10 protein-coding genes are annotated in these 14,087 nt (G+C 44.0%); 4 read left to right on the plus strand and 6 right to left on the minus strand.

The features are described 5' to 3' along the window. Positions 1–109: 109 nt before the first annotated feature. From coaE to nusB, 4 genes are all read right to left on the minus strand, one after another. Entirely contained in the window at positions 110–730 is a 621-nt protein-coding gene (coaE, locus tag JWR61_RS25280; RefSeq protein ID WP_301930446.1) for a dephospho-CoA kinase, read from the minus strand. 177 nt (positions 731–907) lie between these two features. Then, complete coding sequence (yajC, locus tag JWR61_RS25285; RefSeq protein WP_290337201.1) at positions 908–1,249, minus strand: preprotein translocase subunit YajC; 342 nt, start codon at positions 1,247–1,249, stop codon at positions 908–910. Between the two features lie 36 nt (positions 1,250–1,285). Further along, positions 1,286–1,720: a DUF1573 domain-containing protein gene (locus tag JWR61_RS25290; RefSeq protein ID WP_301930447.1), complete on the minus strand. Its 435-nt coding sequence runs from the start codon at positions 1,718–1,720 to the stop codon at positions 1,286–1,288. Between the two features lie 108 nt (positions 1,721–1,828). Continuing rightward, a complete protein-coding gene (gene nusB, locus JWR61_RS25295) occupies positions 1,829–2,761 on the minus strand; it encodes a transcription antitermination factor NusB (RefSeq protein ID WP_301930448.1) in 933 nt (310 codons plus the stop codon). 283 nt (positions 2,762–3,044) lie between these two features. Here nusB and groES point away from each other — a divergent pair, with 283 nt between their 5' ends. After that, on the plus strand, positions 3,045–3,326 hold the full coding sequence (gene groES / locus JWR61_RS25300; RefSeq protein WP_290337198.1) for a co-chaperone GroES: 282 nt from the start codon (positions 3,045–3,047) through the stop codon (positions 3,324–3,326). A gap of 83 nt (positions 3,327–3,409) precedes the next feature. Beyond that, positions 3,410–5,053, plus strand: coding sequence for a chaperonin GroEL (gene groL, locus JWR61_RS25305; protein ID WP_367881826.1), 1,644 nt, complete (start codon positions 3,410–3,412; stop codon positions 5,051–5,053). 255 nt (positions 5,054–5,308) lie between these two features. Here the strand turns inward: groL and JWR61_RS25310 are convergent, their stop codons facing one another. Together JWR61_RS25310 and JWR61_RS25315 are read right to left on the minus strand one after the other, a co-directional pair. Then, positions 5,309–5,707: a hypothetical protein gene (locus tag JWR61_RS25310; RefSeq protein ID WP_301930450.1), complete on the minus strand. Its 399-nt coding sequence runs from the start codon at positions 5,705–5,707 to the stop codon at positions 5,309–5,311. Next, complete coding sequence (locus tag JWR61_RS25315; RefSeq protein WP_301930451.1) at positions 5,697–6,305, minus strand: sugar O-acetyltransferase; 609 nt, start codon at positions 6,303–6,305, stop codon at positions 5,697–5,699. The genes JWR61_RS25310 and JWR61_RS25315 overlap by 11 nt, the downstream gene beginning before the upstream one ends. A 924-nt stretch (positions 6,306–7,229) precedes the next feature. On the opposite strand from JWR61_RS25315, the gene hutU reads away from it, so the two are divergent. After that, positions 7,230–8,909: a urocanate hydratase gene (gene hutU / locus JWR61_RS25320; protein WP_301930452.1), complete on the plus strand. Its 1,680-nt coding sequence runs from the start codon at positions 7,230–7,232 to the stop codon at positions 8,907–8,909. Between the two features lie 417 nt (positions 8,910–9,326). Continuing rightward, positions 9,327–14,051: an autotransporter-associated beta strand repeat-containing protein gene (locus tag JWR61_RS25325; RefSeq protein ID WP_301930453.1), complete on the plus strand. Its 4,725-nt coding sequence runs from the start codon at positions 9,327–9,329 to the stop codon at positions 14,049–14,051. Positions 14,052–14,087: the final 36 nt, after the last annotated feature.

Consider the following 14,087-nt stretch of genomic DNA (forward strand, 5'->3'; position numbering starts at 1 on the left):
GGCTGAAAGCATACAGCTTAAGGCAAAAAGATAACAAAAGGCGGAAGACAGTCTCAAAATGGACATGTCTTCCGCCTTTGTATTTGCACAAGCATTCAGATTTCAGCCTTTAGCCTTCAGCTTTCAGCCTTTTGCTTTTGCTTCCGGCTTCCTCCCTTAAAATCGCATCCAGCTTTAACACCTGTGGTATCAAAAGTTCCTGCTCATCGTTGTTGATTATATAATCACATAAACGCATTTTGTCATCTTCGTTCATTTGCTTGTTTAGCCGGGCTGTAACCTCTTGTTCGGTTATACCATCTCTTTGCATTACCCGTTGTATCCGCAGGGGCGCAGGGGCAAATACACCGATTACTTTATCCAGCCATTTTTCGGCGCCGCTTTCAAATATCAGGGCGGCCTCTTTGATGGCATAGGGAGCGGTTTGTTGCTGCATCCATTTGTCCGCATCGGCAATGGTAGCGGGATGTACAATGCTGTTTAGCAAGGTAAGCTGCGCCGGGTTATTAAACACTTTCTCTGCAATGAATGGTCTGTTCAATGTGCCGTTCCTATAGCTATCTGTGCCAAATGCGCCGATAATTTTTGCTTTAAGATGCTCATCTTCATTCATCAATTTTTTGGCAGCATCATCTGCATACAAAACGGGGATGCCCAGCAACCCGAATATCTTTGCAACCGTGCTCTTACCACTGCCGATGCCACCTGTTATGCCAACTTTTAAAATCAAGTGAAGGAATTTTAAAGGATAATTTTTTAGTAGATGATTGATAATTAAAGCGCCTGTATTTTTATTTGCAGCATTTCCCACAATGCCGGCAGCTAAAAAAACCGGTCGTAAAACGACCGGTTAAAATTATTAATTAAATATTGTATTCCTGTATTAATTCCCTTTCCGGGAACGAGACTATGCTTTTGTTTCAGCTGCGGGCTTATTGATCGCTGCAGTCATTTCCATACTTACTGTGCTCTTCTCAATTTTAAGATAACTGCCCGGGCTCACTTCAAGGCTCAGGGTACCGTCTTCGTTTACTTTATTAACCGTGCCATGTATGCCGGCGATGGTTACTACTTTATCGCCTTTTTTAAGATCGGATATAAAGGTTTTTTGTTGCTTTGCTTTTTTAGCCTGCGGACGAATCATAAACATCCAGAAAACTAAAATCATCAGGCCCATAAAAATTAAAGAAAAACTGCTGCTGCCTTTTCCCTGGGGATCCATCATCAAAAAAATACTAAGTGAATGCATGTGTTGTGAAATTGATTATTAAAAATGAAATGTTTTTTATTTTTTGGCTGTGATATCTCCCCTTAAAACTAAGGGAGGAAACGCAGGGTTGGCATTCGAAATTACGGTGATCGTTTTTTCATTGTGTCCCACTTTACCCTGGCTGTTAAATACAACTTTTATAAAACTTGTTTCACCGGGCATTACAGGCTTTTCAGGTTTTTCGGGAACCGTACAACCACAGCTGGCATGGGCATTGGTAACTATCAAAGGTTTGTCACCTGAATTTTTAAACCTGAAATTATAGGATACTTTTTCTCCTTCAGTGGCAGTACCAAAATTGTAAGCGGTGTCAATAATCTGTACAGTGGTACTATCCATCGCGGCCATCTCCGCCATTGAAGCCATGCCATCTGCCACCTTATCTTTTCTCCGCACATCACAACTAACAATACTGGTACTTATCAAAAAGAACAAAACATATTTTTTCATTCGTAGTTTTTTGCAAAGTTATATCTATAATGGTAAAAAGCCGGAAGCAAAGTTAGGCGTCAATAAATCGGTAAAAACTTATAACTCATCACTTATAACTTATAACTGTTAAAGCGTGCTGTTCTTAAATGTCTTCTTGTTAATCTTTCCTTCTGCACTCAGCTCTTTATGAATATTATCCAGGATGCCATTGATAAACTGGCCGCTCTGCGGCGTACTGTATTCTTTTGCAAGATCAATGTATTCGTTGATGGTTACCCTGGTAGGAATAGTTTCAAAAAATAGAAACTCACAAATGCCCATCTGGATAATGATCAGGTCGAGGGCGGCAATACGGTCTGCATCCCAGTTTTTTAACTTTGGCTTCAGCAATTCCATACTCACTTCTTTTTTCTCCAGCGTGGTTTCCAGCAGGCCTTTTGCAAAGTCCCACTTTTCCCTGCTTACAAATTCATTGAAATTATAACTGCCGGGCTTTTGTAAAAAATTCAGCATCAGAATGTTCATCATTTCCGCATCATCATCCCAGTTAATAAAATGTTCTTCTACATGGCTGATGAAATTTTCGTTGGGCAGCATCAGGTTAGTGAATATGAATTCAAGGATATCTTTTTCTGATTTCTTATCCCTGCTTTGTGCTTCCGTGTAATCGGCGTATTCTTCAGACTGGGCCAGCGCCTGGTAGGTCTTTTTCAGCAATTCCTCATCCATCATCAGCTGCGGCTTGGTTTCAGCACATGCCGCCGCATAACCAGGTTCTTCCACAATTTTCCAGAGTAACTCGTTACCGGCTATTTTGGTATTGATATTCAGGTCCTGTTCGGAAGGTAAATGTTTGGATGCTTTTTTGAGTGCGTCTTTCTCGGAGTACCGGGCTACTTCGCTTACAAAGTAAACGAGGTAAACAAATAATTTACGGCTCTGGTCTATTTGTTTTCTTAAAAGGCGAACGGCCTCTGCAGGAGCTACTTCATTGCTCATACTGTCAATTGTGTACAGGCTCTGCATTACCTTAACCCGTATATTTCGTCTGCTGATCATGCTAAAAGAACTTTATTTGGATGGCAAATTTAAGGGATTAAAATTTGGCAACCCAAACTAGCGGCGGCAAACCAATCCAGCGGCGGTCGACACAGGTAGCTATTATAGCAGCAAACTGTCCGGCCTATGAAAAAATGTCTGCCAATACCTGTCTTATTACTGACAATCATCCTTGTAAACTGACAACTATGCCAATATTCATGTTTGGTATAAAATTAGTGCAAGTGCATTGCCCGTAATAAACGAGGCATCTACTTTAAACAAACAAAAAATCAACATTATTATGGCTAAGAAGTTAAACATTACGCCTTTGCATGACAGGGTGATTGTGAAACCAGCGGCTGCGGAAGAAAAATCTGCAGGAGGTATTATTATTCCTGATACAGCTAAAGAAAAACCACAGCGTGGTATTGTAGTGGCGGCAGGTCCGGGTAAAAAAGACGAACCCGTAACTGTAAAGGCCGGAGATGCTGTATTGTATGGCAAATATTCCGGTACAGAAATTACATTTGAAGGTGTTGAATACCTCATCATGAGAGAAAGTGATATACTGGCAATAGTTTAAAGCGAAAATGGCTCAATGTAAAAAGTAAAGCATTGTCTTCCTCATTTTCAAATTTTCAAATTTTTTAAATTTTCAAATTAAGTATTATGGCAAAAATGATATTCTTCGATATAGAAGCCCGCAACAAAATGAAAAAGGGCGTGGATACTTTGGCTAATGCAGTTAAAGTAACCCTTGGACCAAAAGGTCGCAACGTGGTAATCGAAAAAAAGTTCGGCGCACCACAGGTAACTAAAGATGGTGTTACAGTTGCAAAAGAAATTGAACTGGAAGACCCGATTGAAAATATGGGTGCCCAGATGGTGAAAGAAGTGGCTTCTAAAACTGCAGATATTGCAGGTGACGGTACTACAACTGCAACTGTTTTGGCGCAGAGCATCATCAGCGAAGGATTGAAAATGGTAGCAGCCGGTGCAAATCCAATGGATTTGAAACGTGGTATCGACAAAGCAGTTAGAGCCGTAGTTGAAAACCTGGTTGCCCAGAAAAAAGATGTTGGCAACAACAGTAAAATGATTGAGCAGGTTGCAACCATTTCTGCCAACAATGACAATGAAATCGGGAAGCTGATTGCTCAGGCAATGGCTAAAGTAGGTAAAGAAGGTGTTATTACTGTTGAAGAAGCAAAAGGTACGGATACTACAGTTGATGTAGTGGAAGGTATGCAGTTCGACAGGGGATACATTTCTCCTTACTTCGTTACCAACAGCGAAAAAATGCAGGCTGAATTACAGAATCCTTTTATCCTGATTTATGATAAAAAGATCTCTGCTATGAAAGATATTTTGAGCGTACTGGAAAAAGTTGCCCAGAGTGGTCGTCCGTTGATGATCATTGCAGAAGACCTGGATGGTGAAGCACTGGCAACACTGGTGGTAAACAAATTACGTGGTACTATTAAAGTGGCTGCAGTAAAAGCACCAGGCTTTGGTGACAGAAGAAAAGAAATGTTGAATGACCTGGCTGCTTTAACCGGCGGTACTGTTATCAGCGAAGATTTGGGTAATAAACTGGAAGGTGTTGAACTGACTTCATTAGGCCAGGCTTCATCTGTCACTATTGATAAAGACAATACCGTGATCGTTGGTGGTAAAGGAAAAAAATCCGATATCGTTTCACGTGTCAATCAAATCAAGGCACAGGTAGAAAATACCACTTCTGATTATGATAAAGAAAAGTTACAGGAACGTTTGGCTAAACTGGCCGGTGGTGTTGCTGTGTTGTATGTAGGTGCTGCTACAGAAGTAGAAATGAAAGAAAAGAAAGACCGTGTGGATGATGCATTGCATGCTACAAGAGCTGCAGTTGAAGAAGGTATTGTACCAGGTGGTGGTGTTGCCTACATTCGTGCCATTGCAGGTTTGGAAAAACTGAAAGGTGCACTGAATGCAGATGAAGCAACTGGTATTGCGATTGTTCGCCGTGCTATTGAAGAGCCATTGCGCCAGATCGTTGCCAACTGCGGTATCGAAGGTTCAATCGTTGTACAGAATATTAAAGAAGGCGAAGGAGATTATGGTTTCAATGCCCGCACTGAAGTATATGAAAATATGTTTAAGGCTGGTGTAATTGATCCTACAAAAGTTGCCCGTGTTGCCCTTGAAAATGCAGCATCTATTGCAGGTATGTTGTTAACAACAGAATGTGTAATAGCCGACAAACCTAAAGATGATGCAGGCCATAACCATGGTGGTGCTCCTGATATGGGTGGAATGGGAGGTTACTAATACAACCGCATTTCAAAATATAAAAAATCCCCTTCAATTTTTGGAGGGGATTTTTTTGTTTAAACGTTTGACGCCAAACTGGTATTATTAAATGGTCAGCGGTCTGTAATAAAATTATAGACCAGGTATTCACTGGCAAAGTTCTTAGGCATATGTTTTAGTCCTCATTTTTTTTCTTGATACAAAAAGGAAGCAAAAGAATTAAGACTGCGAATAAAAGGCTTAAATTTTTATTCGGAGCCGTTTGAAGCGTACTTATGTCAGAAAGCGGTCGTATGAAGTTTCAGGCTTAATAGACTTGCATAAATGTAAGCGCCTCAATCCTTCCTTCGGGTTGAACACAGTAGCTGCAAAAGATGCCTCTTTCGGTTCAGTGACGGCTTTCCGGAATTCAAAAAATGCGCAGCATTCCCGATAGCTATCGGGATTTTTGAAAGAAGCAAAAGCGGCGGCGTTGCGGCTACGCAGCCCGCCGGCGGTAGAGGCGAATCTACAACCAGAAAGCTGTGCGTATTGCCTAAGGTTTGACAACAATATTTGCTTCCATAAATCATATCTTATTTTTTGATAAAAAACAAAAAATTCAGGCTGCAAATAAAAGCGTGATCCTAAAAGATTAAAGCAAGGATGTCGATAATATTGGTCAATCAACATTGTCAATGCGATGTTGTTTAAAATAATACAACGCATCTGCTTCATTAATTGGCCGCAGCACCTTACAGGGATTGCCGGCTGCTACTGAATCAGCAGGAATATCTTTTGTGACCACACTGCCGGATCCGATAACTACATTGTTGCCAATAGTTACACCAGGGTTGATCACAGTGTTGCCGCCAATCCATACATCATTACCAATGGTAACAGGAAAAGCATATTCCCATTCCGCATTTCTTGTACTGGCATCAATGGGATGGCCGGCCGTAAATATGCTTACGTTGGGAGCTATAAAAACATTGTTGCCAATCGTAACTTTGGCACAGTCCAGTATTACGCAGTTGTAATTGACATAAAAATTATCTCCTGCAAAAATGTTGTACCCGTAATCGCAATGAAAGGGTGGCTCAATCAAAAAATTAGTACCTGTTCTGCCAAACAATTGCCGGATAATTTGTATCCGGGCAGCAGCTTCGGCGGGCCGCTGGTTATTGAAATCAAACACCAGTTCTTTGGCGTGCAACCGCTCTGCTGTCAGCGTTGCATCAGATGCCTTGTATAATTTACCGGATAACATCTTGTCTTTTTCACTTTGCATAAGAGTATTTTTATTTGATAGAGTGGTCATTTGTTTTGAAGGTAATGCCTGCTATAGCTTTCTGAAAATCTGACAACTTCGTCTTTAACAACCTTAGTAGAAATTAACAAAAGAACTGATAAACCTTATTACCATATTCTGAACACTAATAATGTAATAAGGTTACCATATTCTAAAAATAATACTGCTAAGGTTTATTGAGAGACAAATCATAGTGCTGCAATTGTTAGAAAGCTCTTTATCATTGATTCATGCTTAGTTATTCTCACTAAACTGCAGCAACCGGCATAAAAATCGAAAAACACTTACCCTCAATATACTTTCTTCTCTACAATTTAGCTTCTTTAAATCAACCAATTTTACTAAAGTAAAAATCCAATACTATTCCAAAGCAGTGTCCGTCTCTAAGTTTGCCCTGAATTAAATATTACTCCTGAAAAGCCTCCCAAGTGGAGGTTTTTTATTGCCCTGAATTTTTCCAGTGCTGGGTGTATTATTCTTTTAAATTACACTTCTCAAACACCCCGACGGCGGCTTCCGGCCCCGGCGGCGGTTAAGTGATATCTTCGGATATACGTTGATTGATTAACTGCAACCGGGCTAGTCAGGTCGTACGGGTTTTATAAATGCTAAAAGTGGTAGGCAGCCTTTTTCATTAACCGCCGTCAGGGTTTATAACCGCTGACGGCGGTATGCAGATTCGTTTTAATCTGCCGCTCCCAGGCGTTCCTGTTCTTCAGGGCGGGATTGATAACCGCTGACCGTATTGTTCAATGTAAAACTATTCTAACCATTCAACCCGAAAAAAATAAATGTAAATTTGAGTATTCACACAGGAAACAAATCATCACAGTTCAATTTATAGTAAGCGCATACCATCAGGGGCTTGCAGGTATGAACAGTAAATCGAAATAATAAAATCATATGCCAACCATTCAACCACAATATAGCGCAGCCAAATATAAAACGCCCACTGGTACTACACTGACCTGTAAAAACTGGATCGCAGAAGCAGCCTACAGAATGCTGTTGAATAACCTCGATCCTGAAGTCGCCGAAAGGCCCGAAGAGTTGATTGTATACGGCGGTCGCGGCAAGGCGGCACGTAATTTCGAGAGCCTTGACCTGATCTTAAAAGCATTGAAAGATTTGAATGAAGATGAGACCCTGCTGGTACAAAGCGGCAAACCGGTTGCCATGCTGAAGACGCATAAAGATGCGCCTAGGGTATTAATCTCCAACAGCCAGCTGGTACCCAAATGGGCCGACTGGGATCATTTTGATGAGCTGGAAAAAAAGGGTCTTATCATGTATGGTCAGATGACGGCCGGCTCGTGGATCTATATCGGTTCGCAAGGTATTGTACAAGGTACTTATGAAACATATGCCGCCGCTGCCAATAAAGACTTCGGGGGCACATTAAAAGGCACGTTGAATGTTACTGCGGGCCTCGGCGGAATGGGAGGGGCGCAGCCATTGGCCATTACCATGAATGAAGGCGTGGCGCTGATTGCAGAGGTAGAAGAATGGCGCATCGATAAACGCATTGAAACCAGGTACCTGGATGTAAAAATTACGGACATAGACACTGCCATTGACGCTGCGCTGGAAGCAAAACAACAGGGACAAGCTTTATCTATAAGCGTTTTGTGCAATGCCGTTACACTTTTGCAAAGACTGGTAGAAAGAAACATTATCCCTGATACTTTAACCGATCAAACGTCGGCACATGACCCGCTGGTAGGGTATGTACCGCATACGCTCTCCAATGAACAGGCAAATGTATTGCGTAAACAAAATCCGCAGCAGTATATTGAATTAAGTTATCAAAGTATGAAGCTGCATGTAATGCTGATGCTGCAGTTACAGCAACTCGGCGCCGTTACTTTCGATTATGGCAATAATATAAGGGCCAGGGCACAGGAGAAGGGGCTGACCAATGCGTTTGATTTTCCGGGTTTTGTTCCGGCCTATATCCGGCCATTGTTTTGCCTGGGTATGGGCCCGTTTCGCTGGGTAGCACTGAGTGGCGATCCTGAAGATATCCGGGTAACTGATACCGTTATGATGGAATTATTTCCTGAAAATGAAAGCATGACCCGCTGGATAAAAATGGCACAGCAACGCATCGCATTCCAGGGTCTGCCGGCACGCATCTGCTGGATAGGACAGGGGGAAAGAGAAAAAGCCGGCCTTGCATTTAATGAGCTCGTACGTACGGGAAAAGTAAAAGCACCCATTGTTATTGGAAGAGATCACCTTGACACGGGTTCGGTAGCCAGTCCTAACCGCGAAACAGAAGCTATGCTGGATGGAAGTGATGCCATTGCTGACTGGCCCGTGCTAAATGCCTTGGTAAATACGGCCGGCGGAGCAAGCTGGGTAAGTCTCCATCATGGTGGCGGCGTTGGCATGGGGTACAGTATTCATGCAGGCATGGTAATAGTGGCAGATGGCACACCTGAAGCTGCCGTACGGTTAAGCCGTGTATTGCGTAACGATCCCGGCTTAGGCATAATCCGCCACGCAGATGCAGGCTATGATGTAGCGAAAGATACCAGCCGCAAATTTGGACTGGATATCAAAGACCGCCTTGAAAAATAACCGTGGGCGAACTTGCTTCTCCATTGTTACAACTATTTTTTGATCAGCCCTGACATGCTAATTCACCAAAAATCAATTGGTTATAAATTTCAGAATGGGCATATTATGTCATTTGTAAAAAATATTTTATAATTTATATACATTATTCAAAATAATTTATATTTTTATAGCCGTTCGTCCATATCAGTTCATCAAATGTTTTAGGAGGTAAACTCCGCATGGCTGAATTTCTTACCTCATATTCACTCGTCGTTTTTAAGTTAATCCATATATCTGCTGAATAAAATAGTGTACCTGTAATTGTGATCCGGCTGCTCTACCTCCCTTCCATGATAAGTTCCTGAGCATACGCTGTGTAAAAAAACGCTCTTTTTTACAGGGGAATCGTATGTCCTGTTCCGGTGAAAATAAGTCGTCATGAAAACATATATTTTCCTCCCTGCAGTTGGCCTGCAGTTATGCATTTGCAGCTCAGGCCAGACAAACAATTATTTCGGTGCTTCTGGCATCCTGAACGGAAATGTCTGGAGCACAGCACCCGTAGGCCCGTATACCGCTGCGTTAAATACAAGCGGGGGCGCTATCATCTATTTCAATAACCCCGCAACAGTAACCGGTGGAACTATAACTGTGGCGGGTATCAACGCCAATGCCAACGTATCCGCCTGGACGAACGGGGGTACTTTAGGTACCGGCGGAACGGTCATTCCGATAACAGTAGGAGCCGGGGCTATCCTGAATATGAACCAGGCTATATCAACTACTGCCGGTACGGGCTTTAATAAAACAGGCACGGGTACGCTGGTTTTCGGCACTGGTGGCAACTACGATGGCGGGTTTACGCTGACAGCAGGAACCATGGTAGTAAATGGTATCAATGCAATGGGTGCTACCGGAAGCAACACGCTCGCCCTGAACGGAGGCACACTTTGTTCAACTGGAAATATGGCCCTTGCAGCAAAATACCCCGGGGGTATAACCATTGGGGGCAATGTACAATTTGGAGAAACTGCTGCACCTGCTGCAGCTGCTGCCAGTCTCACTTTCAGTAATAACATTAATCTCGGCAATGCCAACCGTACCCTCACCATAGGTAACGCGGGTACGTTATCTTTTGGTGGTATTATTTCCAACAGTGCTCCGGCAGGTATCAGCTTTTCAGCCAACAGCAATGGCACCGGATTATTTGATATTACCAATGCGGCCAATATTTTTTCCGGACCGGTAAACATAAATGGTGGTGAAGTTCGCTTTGCTGCCGATGGTAGTTTCGGCAATCCGGCGAACGTGATTGTAATGGATGGTGGCGTTTTGCGTACAGACGCCACATTTACCCTTGCACACAATCTTCAGTTGGGCCCGGCACCCGGAACTGCAATAAATATTCCTGCAGGTAACCTCACGATCAGCGGCACAATCGCTGACAAATCAGGTGCCGGAAACCTTATAAAAAAAGGCGCTGGTATACTAACACTGACTGGTGCGAATACTTTTACCGGTACAACAATGCTCTCGGCTGGCGGAGGTACCCTGCAGTTAAATAAAATTGGGGGCAATACCATTCCTGCAACAAACGATGTAGTGGTAAATGGCGGCGTGCTGCAAATAAGCCGTAACCAAACACTCAATAATATCAGTTTGGTGGCGGGCAATCTCACGATCGACAACGGAGTTACACTTACCATCAATGGTACGCTGGATCATTTTCCTGCCGCATCTGTTACGCTGACAGGTAGCGGAAAAATTGCCTACGGACCCGCTGGTAGCCTGAAGTATTCAGGTACTTCTGCCAAAACAGTAACAGCAAAAGAATGGCCGCTGGTAAATGTGCCATTCACTGTGATTTGTAATAACAGTGCCGGTGTTATATTGCCCGTTACCGGGAGCGTTAACGGCAGCCTGCAATTGTCTGCCGGAACTTTTACGATTGGTGCCGGAGGTTTACTAGACCTGGATGGAGCGGATCTGATTATTGGTGCCGGTAGCCTTGCTGGCAATGCAGCTGCCGGCTTCACCGTAAGAGGCACAACAGGCAATAAAGTAACCATTCCAGCGGCCATTGGCTTACAAAATGTGACTGTTGGCGATACAAGAACACTGGCATTAAATGGGACCAGCAGCCTTACTTTATCTGGCAATTTGTTCGTCGCCGCCAATGCAGTATTTGACAACGGCGGCGAAAGCCAGATATTAGACAATGGAGGCACTGTTACGATCAATGGCAGATTTATCAATCGTGATAAGGATAACTTTACCGGCACCAATGGAGCCATACCCGGGGTTACGACTACATTGATGCCCGGCAGTGTCGTTGAGTATGCCCTTGCAGGAAATCAGGTGATCACTAAAAGGGATGATTATAGTGACATCGTTTTTTCCAACGGTGGTACAAAAACACTGGCCAATGCGTGCATTCCCACAGGTACTGTTTTTATCAAAGGCAATACTACTGTCGATGCGGGCATTCATGTGTTTGGAGACCTGTTAACCAGTCTTTCTATGGATAATGGCCGCCTGATTTTAAGAGGTACCGGCAATCCCCAACCCCACATGGGCGGCACTTACAACCTGACGGGTGGCGTGGTGCAATTTGATTGCAACAGCGCCAGCGGACAAACCATCCGCAGTGAAACCTATAAAAATATTGAAACCACCGGCTTGTATACCGGCAACTCAAACGGTAATATTACCCTGGGTTCAAACGGAACCTTTACAGTAAAAGCCGGCAGCGTGTTTGAGATGAATGACAATGCAATCATTGGCCCTTCCGGCATTCAAACCGTTACGGTGGAAACCGGCGCCACCTTTAAATGCGGCAACGCCTTCGGCTTCAACGGCCCGCTGTCCGGGTTAAACTCGCCCGCTGTAAGGGATAATATTGAGAACGTTATCTTACAGCCGGGCAGCACCGTTAATTACTCCCGGTCTAATCCGCCGCAGGTAAGCGGCAACCAGTCAATCACCAATACCATTCCTTATCAGCACCTCGTGATTGCTGGCTCAGCCGGTATTAAAACAGCGCCTGCAGGTATACTGACTATATCTGGTGATTTTATAAAAACCGGCACACCCGTATTTGCACATAATAATGGCACGGTGCTGCTAAATGGCGGGAACCAGTCTTTTGCCGGTTTGCCATATAATAATCTATTGCTTGACAATACCGGAGTTAAAACACTCACAGGTAACGCCAGCATTGCCGATTCCATTCAAATCAGTAACCTGCTTACAACACCCTCAACAGAATTGTCGCTGGGTGAAAATTATATTACGTTGCTATCCGGCGCCACTAAAACTGCCAGGGTGGGGGCCATCCCTGATGTTGCCGGCGTAAAAATAAATTATGGTACCAATGGCCGGTTTGTGATTGAAAGATATTATCCCCCCAAACGTGCCTGGCGATTGATTACTGCCCCTGTTACAGCGGATGCATCTACCGGCACTATTTTTAATTCCTGGCAAAACCGGGGATTCGCAACCAGCCAAAGCGGCACATTTATAACCGGCAAAAATCCGGCTCCCGCGGTGAATGGGTTAGATCCATCGCCCTTTAATAACAGCTCTCTAAAAACATTTAATGCCGCCACGCAGTTACTGGAAGAAGTCACCAATACCAGGACCCAATTGATTTCCGGCACTACGGGCTCAGCGGATAACCGGGGCTACTTTATTTTTGTCAGGGGCGACCGGAGTACAGTTAATCTTTTTAACCCATCCTTTGCCAATGCAACCGTGCTGAGAGATACCGGCAAAATCTTAATCAAAAATCAGTCATTCACATTCAGCGGTCTAACGCCCGGCAGCTTTTACCTGGTGGGCAATCCATACGCTTCACCAGTGTATGCATCCCGCCTGGTGGCTGCAACACCGGGTATCAACAACGGCATATTTTACACCTGGGATCCCAATCTGAATGCACAACACGGCGGCTATATTGCGATGACTTATAGTACTGTTGCCGGGGGCAACTGGATAGCAACACCACCCAGCCCCGTTGGCAAACAGGACAGCATCATTCAATCCGGCCAGGCTTTTTTTGTACAAGCGTCCGCACCTTCGGCTACCATTGCATTTAACGAGACAGATAAATGGCGCACCGGCAATCCCGCGGTGTTTCGCCCGCTGGGCGGCAGCGTGCCAGCAGGATTTTCTTTGCGCACAGATTTATACTTGCTTAATACCGATAGCACAACAACTTTAGCCGATGGGATATTGGCTGAATACAGCGAAGGTTACAATAACGGTATTGATTACAATGATGCAGCAAAAATGCCTAACCCCGGCGAAGCCCTTGCTTTATACAGGGAAAACAAATCAATCACCGTAGAGCGACGAAGCGTCTTTGCGGTAACTGATACCCTGGTACTAAACCTCACCAGAACTACGGCCCGTAGTTACCAGTTTGTATTCACCGCAACGAATATAGATCCCCTGGTTACCGCACGCCTGTCAGACAGGTACACCGGAGCAAGTACACCAGTCAAGACGCAGGGAAATACGCAAATTTCATTTACCATCACCGGGGAAAAATCCAGCGCCGCACCTGATCGATTCCGCATTGTATTCACCAGGTCTGCCAAAGCACTGGCAACAACCAGTACCCATATCAGTGCTGAAAAATTGGGTCAAACGATTAAGGTATCATGGAAAGTTGAAAATGAAACCGGCATATCCCGTTATGCAGTACAAAAATCGCTGGACGGAGTCGCTTTCAGTACCCTCAGATTGGTGAAGGCTGCAGGTAAACCTATGCCACTGCGCTATGCTGTGCTGGATGAAAATCCCGTAGCCGGTGATAATTTTTACCGGGTGCAGACCATTGACCAAAATGGTGCAGCGACCTATACCAGTACTGTTGCTTTGCGCTGGCAGGAGAAAGAAAAAGACATACTTGTATATCCCAACCCGGTAACAGGCGGTATTATCAATCTGCATTTGTTGAATCAACCCGCCGGTGCCTACCTTATAAAAATATTCAGTGAAACGGGGCAATTGATGATGGAAAGAAAAGTTGACTACGATGGATTTGGCCGTCATGTGGCCATCTCTTTGCCTGAGGACATTGCCTATACTACTGTTGGGTTATTGCAAATTGTCGGCCCCGATAATCGGGTTAAAATGCTGAAAATTACAATGCGGTGATCACTGATGATATTTTTTTGATTAGTGGCAATTCGG

This window comes from Ferruginibacter sp., assembly GCF_028288465.1.
Lineage (GTDB): Bacteria > Bacteroidota > Bacteroidia > Chitinophagales > Chitinophagaceae > Ferruginibacter.